The 19524-nt window shown below is 43.6% G+C and carries 19 protein-coding genes and 1 other annotated feature; of the genes, 15 read left to right on the top strand and 4 right to left on the bottom strand.

Annotated elements, in window-relative coordinates:
• The first annotated feature begins 505 nt into the window (after positions 1-505).
• Entirely contained in the window at positions 506-1813 is a 1308-nt protein-coding gene (locus AACX38_RS19160; protein WP_099121252.1) for an HAAAP family serine/threonine permease, read from the top strand.
• Positions 1814-2141: 328 nt separating this feature from the next.
• Here AACX38_RS19160 and AACX38_RS19155 read toward each other — a convergent pair whose 3' ends face one another.
• Positions 2142-3350 (bottom strand): serine hydrolase, encoded by a 1209-nt coding sequence (locus tag AACX38_RS19155; RefSeq protein ID WP_228865211.1) that lies wholly within the window; start codon positions 3348-3350, stop codon positions 2142-2144.
• Between the two features lie 175 nt (positions 3351-3525).
• Here AACX38_RS19155 and AACX38_RS19150 point away from each other — a divergent pair, with 175 nt between their 5' ends.
• Positions 3526-4146, top strand: coding sequence for a glutathione S-transferase family protein (locus AACX38_RS19150; protein WP_228865210.1), 621 nt, complete (start codon positions 3526-3528; stop codon positions 4144-4146).
• Here the strand turns inward: AACX38_RS19150 and AACX38_RS19145 are convergent, their stop codons facing one another.
• Positions 4147-4995 (bottom strand): SDR family oxidoreductase, encoded by an 849-nt coding sequence (locus tag AACX38_RS19145; RefSeq protein ID WP_228865209.1) that lies wholly within the window; start codon positions 4993-4995, stop codon positions 4147-4149.
• Positions 4996-5314: 319 nt separating this feature from the next.
• Between AACX38_RS19145 and hisL the strand changes: the two genes are divergently transcribed.
• The 9 genes from hisL (at position 5315) to hisIE (ending at position 12733) form a co-directional block, all read left to right on the top strand.
• Positions 5315-5359, top strand: coding sequence for a his operon leader peptide (gene hisL / locus AACX38_RS19140; RefSeq protein ID WP_155271310.1), 45 nt, complete (start codon positions 5315-5317; stop codon positions 5357-5359).
• Positions 5335-5456, top strand: a sequence feature (His leader region). (Overlaps the previous gene by 25 nt.)
• A 74-nt stretch (positions 5457-5530) precedes the next feature.
• The gene (gene hisG / locus AACX38_RS19135; RefSeq protein ID WP_228865208.1) at positions 5531-6430 is read left to right on the top strand and encodes an ATP phosphoribosyltransferase; all 900 of its coding nucleotides are present in this window, start codon (positions 5531-5533) and stop codon (positions 6428-6430) included.
• Between the two features lie 5 nt (positions 6431-6435).
• Positions 6436-7803, top strand: a complete 1368-nt coding sequence (gene hisD, locus AACX38_RS19130) for a histidinol dehydrogenase (protein WP_228865207.1) — start codon at positions 6436-6438, stop codon at positions 7801-7803.
• Positions 7804-7806: 3 nt separating this feature from the next.
• The gene (hisC, locus tag AACX38_RS19125) at positions 7807-8913 is read left to right on the top strand and encodes a histidinol-phosphate transaminase (protein WP_228865205.1); all 1107 of its coding nucleotides are present in this window, start codon (positions 7807-7809) and stop codon (positions 8911-8913) included.
• Positions 8910-9977, top strand: coding sequence for a bifunctional histidinol-phosphatase/imidazoleglycerol-phosphate dehydratase HisB (gene hisB, locus AACX38_RS19120; protein WP_228865204.1), 1068 nt, complete (start codon positions 8910-8912; stop codon positions 9975-9977). The genes hisC and hisB overlap by 4 nt, the downstream gene beginning before the upstream one ends.
• A gap of 12 nt (positions 9978-9989) precedes the next feature.
• A complete protein-coding gene (hisH, locus tag AACX38_RS19115; protein WP_228865213.1) occupies positions 9990-10580 on the top strand; it encodes an imidazole glycerol phosphate synthase subunit HisH in 591 nt (196 codons plus the stop codon).
• Between the two features lie 4 nt (positions 10581-10584).
• Positions 10585-11322 carry a 1-(5-phosphoribosyl)-5-[(5-phosphoribosylamino)methylideneamino]imidazole-4-carboxamide isomerase gene (hisA, locus tag AACX38_RS19110; RefSeq protein WP_228865203.1) on the top strand — a complete coding sequence of 246 codons (738 nt, stop codon included), beginning with the start codon at positions 10585-10587 and terminating at the stop codon, positions 11320-11322.
• Positions 11304-12080, top strand: a complete 777-nt coding sequence (hisF, locus tag AACX38_RS19105) for an imidazole glycerol phosphate synthase subunit HisF (RefSeq protein ID WP_099121243.1) — start codon at positions 11304-11306, stop codon at positions 12078-12080. The genes hisA and hisF overlap by 19 nt, the downstream gene beginning before the upstream one ends.
• Positions 12074-12733, top strand: a complete 660-nt coding sequence (gene hisIE / locus AACX38_RS19100; protein WP_099121242.1) for a bifunctional phosphoribosyl-AMP cyclohydrolase/phosphoribosyl-ATP diphosphatase HisIE — start codon at positions 12074-12076, stop codon at positions 12731-12733. The genes hisF and hisIE overlap by 7 nt, the downstream gene beginning before the upstream one ends.
• A gap of 91 nt (positions 12734-12824) precedes the next feature.
• Here the strand turns inward: hisIE and yiaY are convergent, their stop codons facing one another.
• The gene (gene yiaY, locus AACX38_RS19095) at positions 12825-13976 is read right to left on the bottom strand and encodes an L-threonine dehydrogenase (RefSeq protein WP_228865202.1); all 1152 of its coding nucleotides are present in this window, start codon (positions 13974-13976) and stop codon (positions 12825-12827) included.
• Positions 13977-14192: 216 nt separating this feature from the next.
• Here yiaY and AACX38_RS19090 point away from each other — a divergent pair, with 216 nt between their 5' ends.
• Both AACX38_RS19090 and AACX38_RS19085 read left to right on the top strand, forming a co-directional pair.
• Complete coding sequence (locus AACX38_RS19090; protein ID WP_304957223.1) at positions 14193-14702, top strand: YbaK/prolyl-tRNA synthetase associated domain-containing protein; 510 nt, start codon at positions 14193-14195, stop codon at positions 14700-14702.
• Positions 14703-14754: 52 nt separating this feature from the next.
• Positions 14755-14883, top strand: a complete 129-nt coding sequence (locus AACX38_RS19085; RefSeq protein WP_255712205.1) for a hypothetical protein — start codon at positions 14755-14757, stop codon at positions 14881-14883.
• Between the two features lie 101 nt (positions 14884-14984).
• Here AACX38_RS19085 and gndA read toward each other — a convergent pair whose 3' ends face one another.
• Positions 14985-16391 carry an NADP-dependent phosphogluconate dehydrogenase gene (gene gndA, locus AACX38_RS19080; protein ID WP_228865200.1) on the bottom strand — a complete coding sequence of 469 codons (1407 nt, stop codon included), beginning with the start codon at positions 16389-16391 and terminating at the stop codon, positions 14985-14987.
• Between the two features lie 278 nt (positions 16392-16669).
• Between gndA and AACX38_RS19075 the strand changes: the two genes are divergently transcribed.
• Entirely contained in the window at positions 16670-18250 is a 1581-nt protein-coding gene (locus tag AACX38_RS19075) for a TerC family protein (RefSeq protein WP_228865199.1), read from the top strand.
• 177 nt (positions 18251-18427) lie between these two features.
• Positions 18428-19524 (top strand): phage tail protein (locus AACX38_RS19070; RefSeq protein WP_228865198.1); only part of this gene is annotated, 1097 nt, incomplete at its 3' end.

Here is a 19524-nt window from a genome sequence, read left to right as displayed (position 1 = left end):
CTTTAATTGGAATTAAAAATTTAAAATCTAAAAAATTTGTTAATGTTTTAATAAATATATTAATCGCATAATCAGAACAGGAAGTTTAAATTTAAATTATGATACTTATTACCTTCATTTTTTACCGCTGCGTTTTATTTAATATTTAATTAACATCATCATAAAGATTCGTAACATATTAACTTTACGATATAAATCTTGCAATTGCGAGAGCGATCACGGTACATTTTACTAAAAATAATTATATTTCCCTTAGCAAATGTCTGTGGTTAAGAATTTTGATTTAAATATCAAAAATAGGACTAAACGGGATCTCAGATCATTAGTTTAAAATGACTGTATTTTAAGCGATATTATTAGTATATAAATAAACATGTATAAATAAACGTCAGCTCAACATCTGACAACTTATTATTCATATAACGAATCCAACTCGCGCATTTTATTAATGTGCGGGTTTAGTAGTTTTTAAATTTTACTTTACCGCGTTATTTCGGAGATATTTATGGACACATCTCAAGCAGGTTCAATCGCATCCTCTGCTTCTGGCAGCAAAAGCGATTACTCTACCTGGCGTAAATCAGACACTGTATGGATGTTGGGATTATATGGTACAGCCATCGGGGCTGGCGTTCTGTTTCTTCCCATAAACGCCGGGATTGGCGGATTAATACCACTTATCATCATGGCCCTGCTCGCACTTCCGATGACATTTTTTGCTCACCGGGGAATGTGTCGTTTTGTCCTGTCCGGCAAAAATAGCGGTGAAGATATCACTGGTGTAGTAGAAGAGCATTTCGGGAAAGTAGCCGGCTTTTTTATTACTATCCTCTACTTCTTTGCTATCTACCCTATCCTACTGGTTTACAGTGTTGCACTGACCAATACGGTAGAAAGTTTCATCATCCACCAGCTGAATATGGATGCACCTCCTCGTGCGCTGCTGGCACTGGTCCTGATTCTCGGCGTTATGAGCATTATCCGTTTCGGTGAGCAAGCTATTGTTAAAGCAATGAGCGTGCTGGTATTCCCATTCGTCACTGTATTAATGCTGCTGGCTCTGTACCTGGTTCCTCATTGGAACACTGCGATTTTTGACACTCTGTCACTGGAAAATGCAGTTTCTTCCACAAACAGTCACGGCCTGCTGTTCACCCTGTGGCTGGCTATCCCGGTTATGGTTTTCTCTTTCAACCATTCTCCAATCATCTCTGCGTTTGCTGTAGCAAAACGTGAAGAATACGGCGAGAACGCAGAAAAGAAATGTTCACGCATTCTGGGCTATGCTCATATCATGATGGTACTGACAGTCATGTTCTTTGTGTTCAGCTGTGTACTAAGCCTGTCACCTGAGAATCTGGCGGAAGCAAAAGCACAGAATATTACTATTCTGTCTTATCTGGCTAACCACTTTAATACACCACTCATTGAGTATATTGCTCCATTCATTGCCTTTATCGCTATTACCAAATCATTCCTTGGTCACTATCTGGGTGCTCGTGAAGGTTTTAACGGTATCGTTAGTAAAGCTATGAGCGCACGAGGCAAATCTATTCAGCACAAAACGCTGAATCGAATCACCAGCATCTTCATGCTGATTAGTGCATGGATTATCGCTACTCTTAACCCAAGTATTCTGAACATCATTGAATCTCTGGGTGGCCCAATCATTGCTATGATCCTGTTCATCATGCCAATGTATGCCATTTACAAAGTACCTGCTATGCGCAAATACGCAGGCAAGCCAAGCAATATCTTCGTTATTGTGATGGGCTCAATTGCGATTTCTGCCGCAGTTTACTCTGTGATGTAATCGGTATATCAGGCAACTTTTCCAAGTTGCCCCCTGAAAAAAATGCCAGTCTCTTTTATAGGACTGGCATTTTTATATCGCTCTGGCTGTATGATACACAATGGATTTCAAGTTGCATCGCACGGCAAGAGAGTAACAAATTCGTCGGGAACGAATTTGCCCAGCCAAAGGCTGGCCTCCGGTGAGAGGCAGGAGCCTCTCAGTAATCCCCAGGAGCATAGATAACCGTATGTTTATAAAAACGGTGACTGGGGTGAACGAGCGCAGCCAACAAAGAGGCAGCCTGAAAGACGAAGTGTATATATTTTCGTATTTTTAAAATCACTTATTAACTGAAAATTGAGTTAAACCAGCCACTAACCGTCTTCACAATAAAATCCCATATATGGCCAAAAAATCCCGTTTCCTCAACCGCTTCTTTTACTACCAATGGGTGCTGTTCAACCACCTTCCCATCCAGCATAAAATTAACGGTTCCTACAACCTGATTTTTTGCCAATGGCGCTTCCAGCTCAGGCTGATTCAGGGTGAAACTCGCTTTTAAATTACCGGCCTGCCCACGCAGGAGAGTAACAGCGGCATCTTTTTCAACACCTAATGCTACTTCCGAGCGTGTTCCGTACCATACTTTTTGCGTGACAAAAACAGCATCAGCCTTTAATGGGATCGTCGTTTCATAAAAACGAAAGCCCCATGACAGAATCTTTTCACTATCCACAAAGCGCATTCGATCACTGGAAGCTCCCAAAACAACCGAGATTAAACGCATCGGGCCTTCTGTTGCAGATGCGACTAGGTTATATCCCGCACCACTGGTATGCCCTGTTTTTATGCCATCCACATTCATATTCTGATTCCACAACAAACGGTTGCGGTTAGGTTGGCGGATTTTGTTAAACGTAAATTCTTTTTCTTTATTCAGCGCATATTCTTCAGGGACATCACGGATCATCGCCTGCCCCAAAACAGCCATATCACGCGCAGTACTGTATTGCCCTGAAGCATCTAATCCATGCACTGTTTTAAAATGCGTATTCGTCAGCCCTAGTGACTGAGAATATTTATTCATCAAATCAACAAAAGCATCCTGGCTTCCTGCGACATAATCAGCCAGCGCAATACTTGCATCATTACCAGACTGGATAACAATTCCGCGGTTCAAATCAATAACTTTGACTCTATCACCCGGTTTTAAAAACATCAGGGATGAACCTTTGAGCACAGGATTACCTGTCGCCCACGCATCCTTTCCCACTGTAACCATATCGTCCTGAGAGATTTTACCTGACTTCATCGCCTGCCCAACGACATAGCTGGTCATCATTTTTGTCAGACTTGCAGGATCTAAGCGTTCATCAGCATTATGTGATGCCAGAATTTTTCCGCTGGCATAGTCCATCAAAACATAAGATTTCGCATCGACCTCAGGTGCTGCGGGTTCATCAATTGCATATGAGCTGGTACTCGCCAGCCAAAAAACACCCAGCCCCACCGTAAAAGACTTTATTCTCTTAATATGACCTCTTTTTTTCACCATTATCATCCACCTTCTCTCTCTGACAACCACATCCTATTCAACACTTGAAATACAAAACTCCTATTAATATAGATGTTATAGGATAAGACTCCAATCCAATAACGCAAAGATTCTCCTGTTATTTCTATGAATTTATTGTCATATTATCAAACGACTTGATATTGAGGAGAAAATGATGCTAACAGTCTGGGGCCGTAAAAATTCATCAAATGTCAAAAAAGTGCTTTGGTGTCTGGAGGAATTAAATGTTCCTTACCAGCAAATTGATATCGGAGGGAAATTCGGCAAGCTTGATGATCCGAATTATTTACACATGAATCCCAATGGAGTAATTCCATGCTTACAGGATGGTGATTTTATTCTTTGGGAATCAAATGTGATCGTTCGCTATCTTGTCGAAAAATTCGGCGAAAATACTCTATATCCGAATGATATTAAAGAAAAATATAATATAGAAAAATGGATGGACTGGACTGGGTGCAATCTCTTCTCCCCCATCAAACAACTCATGATAATCCTTGTCAGGACACCTGAGGCACAGCGTGATCAAAAAGTCATCGCACAGGCTTTAGCTGAAATAGAAAGACTGCTGAAAATTGCCGATGAAGCATTAAGCCAACAAACATACCTTTCCGGTGATAAATTCGGCATGGCTGATATAACCTTGGCTCCGTTTATCTACCCGTGGATCAATGTGGTAACTGAACGCCCATCACTGCCAAACTTAGAACGCTGGTATCAATTAATGACCGAAAGGCCAGCATTCCAAAAAATCGTTATGATCGAAATAAATTAATTACAGACTCATCGGCATGCTCCCGGGATCTGGATACTGATATTCGAATCCCAGTTCCCGGCAAATACGGCTTCCATCCACTGTTTTACATTTTTCAGTGTCGCTTTCCGAGCCCTCATCTTCTGGCTGTAAAAATTCTGGCGGAGTCAGATTAAGCTGACAACAAGCCTGCGAGTAAAACTCAGACCTTTTAGGATGGACAGGTGCGCATAAATTGTAGACATTTCCTCCTTCAGAACGCTGAATAAGTAACTTAATGGCGGAGATAGCATCATCCTGATGAACCAAATTAACAGCATTTTCTCCTCCTGAAATTGCCTTCCGCCCTGCCAGAAAACGCCCTGCGTGGCGACCCGTACCGACCAACCCTGCCAAACGTAAAATATCAACTGAAGTATTGGGTAACTGATGCAGCCAGTTCTCCAGCTCAACCAATGCTCTGGCTGACTGAGTTTCAGGAGCTAATGGCGCATCTTCATTAAGATGACCAACAGACGAGCCATAAACGGAAGTTGAGCTGGTAAAAATAATATGAGGAACGGAGTGCGAAAGTGCTGTGTCTACAATTAGCTGTATTGCTCTGACATACTCTACACCACCTCCTGCGATACCACTGGTTGGCAACATCAGAACCAATACATCAACTGACATCAGTTGTTCTAGCTCATCGGCTGTACAGACTATTTCAGGAACCAGATTTAATAAGTGGCAATCAATACCACACATACATGCTGCTTCAACCCCGTCTGATGTTGTTTTACTGCCAATGACCTGTAAACCACTCCCTTGCAGGGCTTGCGCTAATGGCAGTCCCAGCCATCCCAGCCCGATAATTGAAACCTTTTTCACTATAATACTCTCCAGCTCATATGCTATTGATTATTAGGTAAAATAATTCCCATAAAAAATATTAATCAACTATATATTGATAAAAGAAAAAATAATTACTTATAAAACAAATGGTTAATATCTAAAAGTCACTTTTTTGAAAAAAAGGTTGCTTTTCATACATAGAATCAGATAGGTTAAATGACAGACAGTTTATTATTTATTCTGGCAAACCACGCCAGCATATAGACAAAGTTAAGCATAAAGTTACCCTGAAGTCACAAAATAGCCCTTAATACAAATAACACAAAAATCACATCAAACAGAGAACACACATATTATGAATCGTATTCAATTTAGCCATCATCACCATCATCCTGACTAGTCTTTCAGGCTGTTGTGTGCTGGAAGACATTTAGTAAGTCTTCCGGAGGCATGAATACGATAAAAACCCTCGGAAGATTTTCCGGGGGTTTTTTTATACCTAATAAATCCCGAGCCCAATGAATTTCGAGCTACAGAAAATATTCTGATTTATATATAGGGTAGACATAACATGTTAGATAAAACACGCTTGCGGATAGCCATGCAAAAATCAGGACGCCTGAGTGATGATTCCAGAGAATTACTGGCACGCTGTGGTATTAAAATCAATTTGCAACAGCAGAGATTAATCGCTTTCGCGGAAAATATGCCTATCGATATCCTTCGTGTCCGTGACGATGATATTCCGGGCCTAGTGATGGATGGCATCGTTGATTTAGGTATTATTGGTGAAAACGTACTGGAAGAAGAGTTACTGAGCCGCCGGGCACAGGGGAATGATCCCCGTTATACCACATTACGCCGTCTTGATTTTGGAGCTTGCCGTCTTTCTCTTGCTGCTCCTCTTGATTACAACTATACAGGGGTGGAATGCTTACAAAATTCACGCATCGCCACATCTTATCCACACTTACTAAAGCGCTATCTGGATAAAAAAGGCATTCAATTCAAACCTTGCCTGCTCAATGGCTCAGTTGAAGTTGCTCCAAGGGCTGGATTAGCTGATGCCATCTGTGATCTGGTTTCAACCGGTGCAACACTGGAAGCAAACGGATTACGGGAAGTAGAAGTCATCTATCGCTCAAAAGCCTGTCTGATCCAACGTGATGGCGAAATGCCGGAAGCTAAACAACAGCTGATCAATAAATTGATGACCCGTATTCAGGGTGTAATTCAGGCTCGTGAATCCAAATACATCATGCTACATGCACCAAGTGACAAACTGGAAGAAATCATCGATCTGTTGCCGGGCGCAGAACGCCCCACAATTTTGCCGCTGGCCGGAGCGCAGAATCGTGTAGCCATGCATATGGTAAGCAGTGAGACACTATTCTGGGAAACTATGGAAAAACTCAAGGCACTGGGAGCCAGTTCTATTCTGGTTTTACCAATCGAAAAAATGATGGAGTAAGCCCGATGAGCACCAATGTCAGTATTGTCGATTTTAGCACCATTATCCGTTGGCAAACATATACACCGGAGCAGCAAAGAATGTTGCTGACCCGCCCTGCTGTCACCGCATCTGAAGATATTACATATACGGTGAGACAGATTCTGGAAGCAGTTAAAGAGCGCGGTGATAACGTGTTACGGGAATACAGCCAGCGTTTTGACAACACAACAATTGATGCAGTCCGAGTTCCAGAAGAGAAGATTCATGCTGCTGGTAAGCACCTGACAACAGAAATCCGGCAGGCTATCCAGCAGGCAATGGATAACATTCGTCTGTTTCATGAAGCACAAAAACCTGTGGTAATTGAAGTAGAAACTATGCCCGGCGTGTGTTGCCAACAAATCACACGGCCAATTGATTCTGTAGGGCTCTATATTCCCGGTGGCTCAGCACCACTGCCTTCTACGGTATTGATGCTGGGGATCCCTGCCAGCATTGCCGGGTGTCGTAAAGTAACGCTGTGTTCTCCACCGCCTATTGCCAATGAAATACTCTACGCTGCGCAACTATGCGGTATCAGTGATATCTTCCAGATTGGTGGTGCTCAGGCTATTGCAGCAATGGCATTTGGCACAGAATCGGTTCCCAGAGTAGATAAAATTTTTGGCCCGGGTAACGCATGGGTCACTGAAGCTAAAAAACAGGTCAGTCAACGTATTGACGGTGCGGCCATTGATATGCCCGCTGGCCCTTCTGAAGTGCTGGTGATCGCTGATAGTGGTGCCAATCCCGTATTCACAGCAGCAGATCTACTTTCACAGGCAGAACACGGGCCAGACTCGCAGGTCATACTCGTTACACCTGACGAAAGCTATGCCGGGGAAGTTATCCGTGAAATTGAAAAACAGCTCCCAACCCTGCCACGCCAAAAAATTGCAATACAGGCCTTACAGTCCAGCCGGATTATCGTCGCTGACGATATCGCCCAATGTGTGGCGATCAGCAATCAATATGGCCCTGAACATTTGATTATCCAGACACGGCAACCAGAACAGCTTGTAGATAAAATTATCAGTGCCGGTTCCATTTTTCTCGGCGACTGGTCACCAGAATCTGCGGGAGATTATGCCTCCGGTACCAATCACGTTTTACCCACTTACGGCTATACCTCTACCCATTCAAGCCTTGGGCTGGCGGATTTTCTGAAAAGAATGACCGTACAGAAGCTAACGCCACAGGGCCTGAAAAAACTGGCTCCAACCATCGAAACACTGGCACAGGCAGAGCAACTCACTGCACACAAAAATGCAGTTACATTACGCATCGCTGCCTTAAATAATCCTGATAATACAAACAATAATGCAGACACTAGCTCTCAGGCTAAGGAGTAATTAATGAGCACTGTTTTTGATGTCACTTCACTGGCAAGAGAAAATATCCGCAAATTAGTCCCTTATATGTCAGCCCGTCGTTTGGGTGGCAATGGTGATATTTGGTTAAATGCCAATGAATATCACGCCGCACCTGATTTTCAGTTCTCTGAAAAAACACTCAACCGTTACCCTGAATGCCAGCCTGCGACAGTTATTCAGCGTTATGCTGATTATGCTGGCCTACAACCAGAACAAGTACTTGTCAGCCGAGGAGCGGATGAAGCTATCGAACTGCTGATACGTATTTTCTGTGAGCCGGGCAAAGATGCAGTTATGTTTTGTCCGCCAACCTATGGCATGTACAGTGTCAGCGCTGAAACCTTCGGTGTCGCACAGAAAAAGATCCTCGCTGGCACAGACTGGCAGCCAAATATAACGGCCATCAAAAATAATCTGGATCGCGTCAAATTAATTTATATCTGTAGCCCGAATAACCCAACAGGTAATCTGATTGCACCCTCTACGTTACGCCAGATCCTCGAACTGGCCCGTAATCGTGCCATCGTTGCTATTGATGAAGCCTATATCGAATTCAGCTTGCAAAATACTACCACTCACTGGCTAAAAGAATATCCACATCTGGTAATTTTGCGAACCCTCTCGAAAGCTTTTGCTTTAGCAGGGCTGCGTTGTGGATTTACGCTGGCTTCTGCCGATATTATCGCGCTAATGTTGAAAGTGATTGCACCTTATCCCCTTGCCACGCCTGTTGCAGAGATCGCAGCACAGGCTTTAACAGCATCGGGCATACGGGTAATGCAGGAGCGGGTGGAAGAAACGATTGCCAATCGCGCTTATCTACAGGACGCACTTGATAAGCTGATATTAGTGGAGAAAGTATTTCCCAGTGAAACCAACTATATTCTGGTGAGGTTCACCAATGCTGAATTTGTATTCAGGGCATTATGGGATCAAGGCATTATTCTTCGTGATCAACAAAAGCAACCGGAGCTGGAAAATTGCCTGCGTATTACTGTTGGCAGCCGTAGTGAATGTGAGCAGCTGATCACTGCCATTGACGCTCTTTGCAAACAAAATCAACAAGTACAGGAAACAGAGAATCCATGAGCCAGAAAATACTTTTCATTGACCGCGATGGCACATTAATCACGGAACCACCAACGGATTATCAGGTTGACCGCCTTGATAAGCTGGCATTTGAATCCGGGGTGATCCCTGCTCTGTTAGCCTTACAAAAATCCGGTTATAAACTGGTCATGGTCACTAATCAGGATGGATTAGGTACAGACAGCTTTCCGATGACTGATTTTGAACCACCTCATGCACTGATGATGCAGATTTTTTCTTCACAGGGAATTCAGTTTGAAGAAATATTAATCTGCCCTCACAAACCCGCAGATAACTGTAACTGTCGTAAGCCACAACTCGGGTTAGTAGAAAAATATCTGGCTGATGGAATGCTGGATACAAAAAATAGTTACGTCATCGGTGATCGGGAAACTGACCTGCAACTGGCCCGGAATATGGGAATTCAGGGTCTTCTCTATCAGCCTGAATCGTTCGGCTGGGCAGCAATTTGTGAGCAGTTAACCCGTCAGGATCGTTATTCCTGTGTAAACCGCACAACCAAAGAAACAGCCATTAATATTGAAGTCTGGTTGGATCGTGAAGGAAAAAGCCGCATTAATACCGGAGTCGGTTTCTTTGACCATATGTTGGATCAAATCGCCACTCACGGTGGTTTTCGCATGAACATTCAAGTTGATGGTGATCTTTATATTGATGATCACCACACCGTTGAAGATACAGGCCTTGCTCTGGGGGAAGCCTTAAAACAGGCGTTGGGTGACAAACTCGGTATTGCCCGTTTCGGTTTTACGCTTCCGATGGATGAATGTCTTGCCCGATGCGCGCTGGATATTTCCGGCAGACCACACCTTGAATATAAAGCTGAGTTTAAACATCAGCGTGTCGGGGATTTGAGCACAGAAATGATCGAACACTTTTTCCGCTCTCTCTCTTATACCATGGGATGTACTTTGCACCTGAAAACTAAAGGTAAAAACGATCACCATCGTGCCGAAAGTCTGTTCAAAGTTTTTGGTCGCACACTGCGGCAGGCTATCCGCGTTGAAGGCGATACCCTACCCAGCTCTAAAGGTGTTTTATAAGAGAGAATAATGATGAAAGTTGTTATTTTGGATACCGGCTGTGCCAATCTTGCTTCGGTTGACTATGCCATTCGTCGGTTAGGGTATGACCCAATAATCAGCCTTGATGCAGACGTTGTGAAATCAGCAGAAAAATTGCTCTTGCCGGGTGTCGGTACCGCTGCCACTGCAATGGCCCAGCTACAACAACGGGAGTTAATCTCTTTGATCACTTCCCTTGCTCAGCCTGTTTTGGGTATTTGCCTAGGCATGCAGCTTCTGGCTGAAAGCAGCGAAGAAGGCGGTAATATCCCGCTACTGAAATTAATCAACGCTCCTGTTAAAAAAATGGCAACTTCTGGTCTGCCATTACCGCATATGGGCTGGAATCAGGTTAATTTTCCATCAGAGCATCCTCTGTTTCATAGCATTGAAAATAATGCCTATTTTTATTTTGTTCACAGCTACGCACTGCCGGTTGGCGAATACACCATTGCTCAAACAGATTATGGCGGCTCGTTCAGCAGCGCTATTTCAAAACACAATTTTTTTGGTGTCCAATTTCATCCCGAGCGTTCTGGTGCAGCAGGAGAACAGCTATTAAAAAACTTTCTGGAGATGTAACCCCATGATTATACCTGCATTAGATTTAATCGATGGCAATGTTGTACGTTTACATCAGGGGGATTATGGTCAGTGTCGAAATTACGGTAGTTCTCCTTTATCCCGTTTACAGGAATACGAACAGACAGGAGCTAAACTGCTGCATTTGGTGGATTTGACCGGAGCGAAAGATCCTGCCAAACGCCAGATTTCACTGTTACGCAAATTACTGTCTGGTGTATCGGTTCCAGTACAGGTAGGAGGGGGGATCCGCTCAGAAAGCGATGTTACTGCGCTCCTTGAAGCCGGAGCAAGCCGGGTTGTTATAGGTTCAACTGCGATCACTCAGCCAGCGTTAGTTAAGCAATGGTTTGAGAATTATGGTGCGGAATCTATTGTGTTAGCGCTGGATGTCCGCATCAATACAGATGGTATTAAGCGAGTTGCTATCAGTGGCTGGCAGGAAAGCAGCGAAGCAACACTGGAACAGGTCGTTGACCAATATCTCCCTGTTGGTCTGAAACATGTTCTGTGTACTGACATTTCCCGCGATGGCACACTGAACGGTTCTAATATTTCACTCTATCAGGAGATTAGCCAACGCTATCCACAAGTTGCATTTCAGGCATCCGGAGGCGTTGGCAGTCTGGCCGATATTTCTTCTCTGCCTGCATCCGGTGTCACGGGTGTCATTGTCGGGCGCGCGTTGCTTGAAGGAAAATTTACACTGAAGGAGGCAATCCAATGCTGGCAAAACGCATAATTCCCTGCCTTGATGTTCGTGATGGGCAGGTAGTCAAAGGGGTACAATTCCGCAATCACGAAATTATTGGTGAGATTGTGCCTCTTGCACAACGCTATGCTCAGGAAGGTGCTGATGAACTGGTATTTTATGATATCACCGCCTCTTCTGATGGCCGTGTTGTGGATAAAAGCTGGGTTGCAAAAGTGGCTGAAGTAATCAATATTCCATTCTGTGTCGCTGGCGGGATCAAAACAGTCGAAGATGCCGGGCAAATTTTATCATTTGGTGCGGATAAAATTTCTATTAACTCCCCTGCCCTGTCAGACCCTTCTTTAATTAACCGTCTGGCTGATCGCTACGGGGTGCAATGTATCGTAATCGGCATCGATACGTGGTTTGATGAGAAAAGTAATAGCTATCAGGTATACCAGTTCACCGGAGATGAAAAACGCACCACAGCAACTACGTGGCAGACTCTGGATTGGGTCAGGGAAGTACAACAACGTGGAGCCGGTGAAATTGTCCTGAATATGATGAATCAGGATGGCGTTCGCAATGGCTATGATCTTACCCAGCTTAAACAAGTTCGGGAAACCTGTTCCGTGCCTTTGGTCGCATCAGGGGGAGCTGGCGCTCCGGTTCATTTTCTGGATGCTTTTAAACAGGCTAACGTTGATGGAGCTTTAGCTGCTTCCGTTTTCCATAAGCAGATTATTAACATTGGCGAACTGAAACAATATCTGGCAGAACAAGGAGTTGAGGTAAGAATATGTTAACGATATCACCACTAACCCCTCAGGAAATCGAAAAATTAGACTGGGAAAAAGTCGATAACCTGATGCCCGTGATCGTGCAGCATGCCGTATCTGGTACCGTACTGATGATGGGATACATGAATAGAGAAGCCCTGAATGCAACGCTAAATTCCGGCAAAGTCACCTTCTTTTCACGCACCAAACAACGGTTATGGACGAAGGGTGAAAGTTCTGGTCACTTTCTGGAATTATCAGAGATTTATCCTGACTGTGACAACGATACTCTGCTTATCCTTGCCAATCCTATCGGACCAACCTGCCATAAAGGGACTGAAAGCTGCTTTGGCCCAGCACAAACACAATGGGGTTTTCTTTACCAATTAGAGCAATTACTGGCAAGCCGGAAAAATGCTTCTCCCGATAGCTCCTATACCGCCCGTCTGTATGCCAGCGGCACAAAGCGCATTGCACAAAAAGTGGGAGAAGAAGGTGTAGAAACCGCATTGGCAGCGACTGTTAATGACCGGGAAGAACTCACCAATGAAGCGGCTGATTTACTCTACCATCTGCTGGTGTTACTCCAAGATCAAAACTTAGATCTGAGCTGTATTATCCGTCAATTACAGAAAAGGCATTCAGTTAAAGATAACGCGCCCTTTTCTGCTCAGGAATAAAGTTCAGAAAACAGAGCCACTTCGTTAAATGACAGTAGCCGAATAAAACGAAGTGGCATTTTATGACTAAGGCCTATCTCTAGCTGGATAACTACATAGCCTCTTCGAAAATGGACACAATATCTTCGTGTGATGCCTGAATTGGATTAGTGAACCCACAAGCATCTTTTAGTGCATTAGCTGACAATACAGGCAAATCTTCCACTTTGACGTTCAATTCAGTTAATCCCGCTGGAATATTGACATCTTTTGCCAACCGGCGGATTTCCCGAATACAGGCTTCCGCACCCTCCTTGTCAGAAACATTCTCGACATTTGCTCCCATCGCAGCTGCAATATCTTTCAGGCGGGGTGCTGCAACTTTTGCATTAAAACGCTGTACATGGGGCAGCAATACTGCATTACAGACACCATGTGGCAAATCATAGAAACCGCCCAACTGGTGAGCCATCGCGTGAACATACCCGAGAGAAGCATTATTGAATGCCATACCCGCTAAAAATTGGGCATAAGCCATATTTTCCCGCGCTTCCACATCACTGCCATTTTCAACAGCACGACGTAAATAACTGCTGATCATTTCCACCGCTTTCAGCGCACAGGCATCAGTAATAGGGTTGGCAGCCGTAGATACATAGGCTTCAACTGCATGAGTCAGCGCATCCATACCTGTCGCTGCGGTCAGTCCTTTCGGCATACCAATCATCAGAGAAGGGTCATTCACGGATAAAATAGGCGTCACGTTTTTATCCACAATCGCCATTTTGATGTGGCGCTCTACGTCCGTGATAATACAAAAACGCGTCATTTCAGAAGCTGTACCTGCCGTGGTATTGATCGCTATCAACGGCAACTGAGGTTTTGCGGAAACATCAACTCCTTCATAATCGCGGATATCTCCGCCATTTGCCGCAACCAATGCAATACCTTTAGCACAGTCATGCGGCGAACCGCCCCCCAGCGAAATCACAAAATCGCAGTTATGCTGATGCAAAATAGCCAACCCTTCTTCGACATTAATCGTCGTTGGGTTAGGATTCGTTCCATCATACAGAGCGCTTTTTATCCCTACATTAGTCAATAACTTCTGAACTTTCCCAACAACACCAATCTCGTTCAGTACTCGGTCAGTAACAATCAGAGCCTGTTTGTAACCATAAGTTTTTGCTAACTGAATGGCCTCGTTCAGACATCCTTCACCGATTTTATTCACTGGTGGGATAAAGAAAGTTGATATTGCCATTAGGAACTCCTTAGGTTTTACTGAGGTATCTCAAATATTGAATAAGAGAAGTGATTTATAATTTCTCACTTATCCACGTCAGTTATTTTGACTCAAATCAACAATCACAAGTGTAGGAATAAAAAATAAACGGCAATTCACTAAACTTCAAAAGGATAAAAATTTATTTAATAATCAGATGAATACAATTAAAAACACTCAGGACAGGAGCGCATTTTGTTAAAAAATGATATTTTTGAACACCTTAGTACCTTACTTGATACTAACCATGCCCGTTATCGGGTGATGGAACATGCCACTGGCGGGAAATCAGAGGAAGTCGCAAAAATACGTGGGACACATTTAGGTCAGGGGGCAAAAGCTTTAGTCTGCCATGTTAAGGGAAATAATTACCGTCAATATATTCTGGCAATCTTACCCGCCGACCAGCAGGCCGATCTGGCAGTTCTGGCCAAACAGGCAGGTGGCAACAGAGCATCACTGGCAAGCCCGAAAGAGGTTTCCGAATTAACCCGCTGTGTTTTTGGTGCCATCCCTCCCTTTAGTTTTCATCCTGATTTAAAGCTGATTGCCGACCCACTTTTATTTGAACGCTATGATGAATTGGCATTTAACGCTGGCAGCCTGGAACGATCAATCATTTTAAATACAGAAGATTACCGCCGTATCGCTATGCCTGAGTTAATTGCATTTCGCAAAGTGATCAATCAGCCAGATTTAACCTGAGCAAAACTTACGTTCTGCTATACTTCAACCAGACAAGATGAGTAATTATCCTATGAATAAATTGTTTATTTTGATAATGCTTGGTCTGGTTATTATTATCTGCATCATATTACTGAACAATATGCTTGATGCTCATCTCGATCATTGGATGGAGCATGTTGCCCACTGGCTGTTAGAATAGTAATCATTTCCCTGAATTTGCTACTAGGAAATTGCCTGTAAAAAAGGTGCTGAATAATTCAGCACCTTTTTGAATAATAATAGTTAAATATTAACTTTCTATTATTCTAACCACTCGGTATGGAATACACCTTCTTTATCAGTGCGTTTGTAGGTATGCGCACCAAAATAGTCACGCTGTGCCTGAATCAAGTTAGCTGGCAGGACTGCGGAACGGTAACTGTCATAATAAGAGATGGCAGCAGAGAATGTTGGAGTTGGAATACCATTCTGTACGCCATAAGAAACGACATCGCGCAGTGCTTGTTGGTATTCATCAGCGATTTGTTTGAAATAAGGTGCCAGCAACAGATTAGCAATAGCCGGATTTTCGTTGTAAGCATCCGTGATTTTTTGCAGGAACTGAGCACGGATAATACAACCCGCACGGAAGATCTTAGCGATCTCGCCATAATTCAGATCCCAATTGTATTCATCGGAAGAGGCTTTCAGCTGTTGGAAGCCCTGCGCATAAGAAACAATTTTGCCTAAGTACAACGCACGACGGACTTTTTCAATAAATTCCGCTTTATCACCTGCAAATGGCTGCGCTTCTGGGCCTGACAGAACTTTAGATGCGGCAACACGCTGATCTTTCAGTGAAGAAATGTAACGTGCGAAAACTGATTCAGTAATCAACGTTACCGGAACACCCAAATCAAGAGAACTTTGGCTGGTCCATTTACCGGTTCCTTTATTAGCTGCTTCATCCAGAATTACATCAACCAGATATTTACCTTCTTCATCTTTCTTACGGAAGATATCAGCAGTAATTTCGATCAGATAACTACTCAGTTCGCCTTCATTCCAGTCACTGAATACTTCTGCCAGTTCCTGATTACTCAGGTTCAGTGAATGTTTCAATAAAGAGTAAGCCTCAGCAATCAACTGCATGTCGCCATATTCAATGCCATTGTGAACCATTTTCACATAGTGACCGGCACCATCAGCACCAATATAAGTCACACAAGGTTCACCATCCACCTGAGCAGCAATCTCTTTCAGAATCGGCGCAACCAGTTCATAGGCTTCTTTCTGCCCGCCCGGCATAATTGAAGGGCCTTTCAATGCACCTTCTTCACCACCAGAAACCCCTGTACCGATGAAATTAAAGCCTTGCGCAGATAATTCACGGTTACGGCGGATAGTATCCTGAAAATAGGTATTGCCGCCATCAATCAGAATGTCACCCTTATCCAAGTGTGGCGTCAGAGATGCAATAGTTTTATCCGTAGCTTCACCGGCCTTAACCATCAACAGGATACGACGCGGTTTTTCCAGTGAATCGACAAACTCTTCAATGGAATAACTTGGAACTAATTTTTTCCCTGGATTTTCAGCGATAACTTCATCAGTTTTATCACTGGAGCGGTTGAAGATAGATACAGAGTAGCCACGGCTTTCAATATTCAACGCCAGATTGCGACCCATAACCGCCATACCGACAACACCGATCTGTTGTTTGGACATGAATAACTCCCGTCTGATAATGACTGCTATCTACCAAAATGTTGCACATGTAACAATGTTGAGTACAACAAAATATAGTAGACAATTTGTTAATGAGATCACATGTTAACTCATGAATGGGCATTGGGGGTAGTTATTGATGCAATCGATATCGTCATACTGTTTTTTTGCTGAAAAAATTTCCAGCCGCAATAAATCATCTATTGATATTTTGACAGTCAATCCTCATTATTCAGGAGTCGGCACACGCCGTCATACTAAAAGGTAAAATAAACTGTATGGAATGGATCGCTGATCCGACGATATGGGCAGGTCTGGCCACTCTTATCGTTTTAGAAATTGTTCTGGGCATTGACAACTTAATATTTATTGCCATTCTGGCAGATAAACTACCGGAAAAGCAAAGGGATAAGGCAAGGCTCACGGGCTTATCCTGTGCTCTGTTAATGCGGCTTATCCTCTTATTCAGCCTCTCCTGGCTTGTCTCCCTGACAGCGCCATTGCTGACTCTGTGGGGTCATTCATTCAGCGCCCGCGATTCCATTATGCTGATTGGGGGTATATTCCTGCTTTTTAAAGCAACAATGGAACTGAATGAACGGCTGGAAGGAAAAAATCTGCATACCAATCAACAGCGTAAAGGAGCAAGTTTCTGGGCCGTGGTTGTACAGATTATTGTTCTGGATGCGGTCTTCTCACTGGACTCCGTGATTACTGCTGTCGGTATGGTTGATCACATTGGTATCATGATCGCTGCTGTCATTATTGCTATGATCCTGATGATATGGGCCAGTAAGCCGCTGACAAAGTTTGTCAACGCTCACCCGACCATAGTGATATTGTGTCTCAGCTTCCTATTAATGATTGGCTTCAGTCTGGTTGCAGAAGGCTTTGGTTATCGTATTCCCAAAGGCTACCTTTATGCCGCCATTGGCTTCTCTATTATAATTGAAGCACTGAATCAATTTGCCCAGTTCAACCGCCGCAAATTTCTGAGTGCTTCCCGTTCATTACGTGAAAGAACGGCAGAAGCGGTTCTGCATATTTTAAATGGTAAGCGTGAAAGGGCGAATCTGGATGATCATGCATCTAATTTGATTGCAGATCATGAAGAGCACAAAGAAGTCTTTGAACCACAGGAACGGCAAATGATTGCCCGTGTTCTTAGCCTTGCACAACGCACTGTCAGCAGCATCATGACTTCACGCCATGATGTCGTTTACCTTGATGTTCATTCACCCATGGACAAACTGGCTGTACTACTGAAACAAAAACCGCATACCCGGATTGTGGTTACAGATGAAAAAAACAGTGATGAGCCACTGGGCGTCGTGCATGTGATCGATATTCTTAATCAACAGCTTACTCATAATCCCTTTGATTTGCGTCAGTTAGTACAGCAGCCATTAATTTTTCCTGAGTCTCTTTCCTTACTTCAGGCATTAGAGCAATTCCGTCAGGCTCAAACGCATTTTGCCTTTGTTGTTGATGAGTTCGGCTCTGTTGAAGGTATCGTTACGGTCACCGATGTAGTGGAAACGATTACAGGAAACTTACCGGTAGGTAGTGGAGAAATTGATGCCCGTCACGATATTCAGGTCACAGAAGAAGGGGACTGGATTGCCAATGGTTTTATGCCACTGGATGACTTGGTGCTTTACGTTCCGCTACCGCTGGATGAAAAACGCGAATATCAGACACTGGCAGGCTTATTGATGGAGCATCTCCAACATATTCCACAACTGGGCGAACAGCTAAAGATCGGTGATTATCTTTTTGAACCGATGGAAATCACCAGCCACCGCATCAATAAAGTGAAAATCACATCGCTGAAAGTGGAAGAAGAAACGATCGAATAATCTATCAAATATAGATATGACTTACTAAAAAACCGGCATTATGTCGGTTTTTTTAGTTCTGACAAATTTTATTATATCGATTTAATGTGAATTTTCAGATAATTAAGCCTTAAAATCTTACGTATGCAATTGTATGTCTTACTTCATTGACTTGTCATTCATAAATATGGGGGTTACATGAGTAATAAATATTTTGCATTATTGACGGATTCAGGCGCCAATAAACTGGAAAATGCAGCAACCTCAGGAAATAAACTTGAGATCACACATATGGCTGTTGGCGATGGGCATTTACCAACACCTGATGCCAATCAAAGCCAATTAATAAATGAAAAGCATCGTGCAGAAATTGACAGGCTATTCATCGATCCCAATAACCCGAACCAAATTATTGTTGAGCAGATAATTCCGGAAACTGAGGGTAACTGGTGGATCCGAGAAATAGGCCTATTCGATGAAGATAATACGCTAATCGCTGTCGGAAACTGTGCTGCTCTGTACAAATCACAAATGCAGGAACAAACAGTTCGCATGGTTTTGCCTATTGGTGATAGAAATTTAACTGGCTGGATAGCAGAACTAATTTCAGGCTTAGCCACTCGTAGCTATGTCAGAGGGAAAATTAGAGATCACGCAGAAAGCCGTAATCATCCTGATGCCACATTAAAAAATAAAGGTTTTGTCATTCTGAGTAATGCTGTAGACAGTAATAGTGAGGCTCACGCAGCTACATCCAAAGCGGTGAAGTCTACCCATGAATTAGCCCAGAAAGCCTATAATTTAGCCGATCCAGTTAATGCCATGAAGAAATGGGTTCCGCTAACCCGTAAGATCAACCATAAAGAGCTGGTCAATGATATCAATCTAAACGCGGCGGATGTGGATGCCTACAACAGGACTGAAACCGATGCCCTGATTGCGCCCATTCAGCAGGATGTCGTACAGGCAATGAAACTGGCAGATAACGCTAACCAAAATGCCACCAGCGCCATCAACAGTGCAGAAAGCAAAGTCCCGTTAACCCGTAAAATTAATGATAAAGAGCTGGTCAATGATATCCGCCTGATCGCAGCGGACGTGGATGCCTACAACAAGACTGAAACCGATGCACTGATTTCACCCATCCAGCTGGACGCCGTACAGGCAATGAAACTGGCAGATACCGCTAACCAAAATGCCACCAGCGCCATCAACAGTGCAGAAAGCAAAGTCCCGTTAACCCGTAAAATTAATGATAAAGAGCTGGTCAATGATATCCGCCTGATCGCAGCGGA

The organism is Xenorhabdus sp. PB30.3, assembly GCF_963895965.1.
Lineage (GTDB): Bacteria > Pseudomonadota > Gammaproteobacteria > Enterobacterales > Enterobacteriaceae > Xenorhabdus > Xenorhabdus stockiae.
Note: the sequence above shows the minus strand (reverse complement) of the source record. Positions and strands in the feature narration are given on the sequence as shown.

Bases quoted from the DNA above. Each gene is read 5' to 3' on its own strand.
- AACX38_RS19160 (WP_099121252.1), top strand. From the start codon at position 506: ATGGACACATCTCAAGCAGGTTCAATCGCATCCTCTGCTTCTGGCAGC.
- AACX38_RS19155 (WP_228865211.1), bottom strand. From the start codon at position 3,350: ATGGTGAAAAAAAGAGGTCATATTAAGAGAATAAAGTCTTTTACGGTG.
- AACX38_RS19150 (WP_228865210.1), top strand. From the start codon at position 3,526: ATGCTAACAGTCTGGGGCCGTAAAAATTCATCAAATGTCAAAAAAGTG.
- hisG (WP_228865208.1), top strand. From the start codon at position 5,531: ATGTTAGATAAAACACGCTTGCGGATAGCCATGCAAAAATCAGGACGC.
- hisD (WP_228865207.1), top strand. From the start codon at position 6,436: ATGAGCACCAATGTCAGTATTGTCGATTTTAGCACCATTATCCGTTGG.
- hisC (WP_228865205.1), top strand. From the start codon at position 7,807: ATGAGCACTGTTTTTGATGTCACTTCACTGGCAAGAGAAAATATCCGC.
- hisB (WP_228865204.1), top strand. From the start codon at position 8,910: ATGAGCCAGAAAATACTTTTCATTGACCGCGATGGCACATTAATCACG.
- hisH (WP_228865213.1), top strand. From the start codon at position 9,990: ATGAAAGTTGTTATTTTGGATACCGGCTGTGCCAATCTTGCTTCGGTT.
- hisA (WP_228865203.1), top strand. From the start codon at position 10,585: ATGATTATACCTGCATTAGATTTAATCGATGGCAATGTTGTACGTTTA.
- hisF (WP_099121243.1), top strand. From the start codon at position 11,304: ATGCTGGCAAAACGCATAATTCCCTGCCTTGATGTTCGTGATGGGCAG.
- hisIE (WP_099121242.1), top strand. From the start codon at position 12,074: ATGTTAACGATATCACCACTAACCCCTCAGGAAATCGAAAAATTAGAC.
- yiaY (WP_228865202.1), bottom strand. From the start codon at position 13,976: ATGGCAATATCAACTTTCTTTATCCCACCAGTGAATAAAATCGGTGAA.
- AACX38_RS19085 (WP_255712205.1), top strand. From the start codon at position 14,755: ATGAATAAATTGTTTATTTTGATAATGCTTGGTCTGGTTATTATTATC.
- gndA (WP_228865200.1), bottom strand. From the start codon at position 16,391: ATGTCCAAACAACAGATCGGTGTTGTCGGTATGGCGGTTATGGGTCGC.
- AACX38_RS19075 (WP_228865199.1), top strand. From the start codon at position 16,670: ATGGAATGGATCGCTGATCCGACGATATGGGCAGGTCTGGCCACTCTT.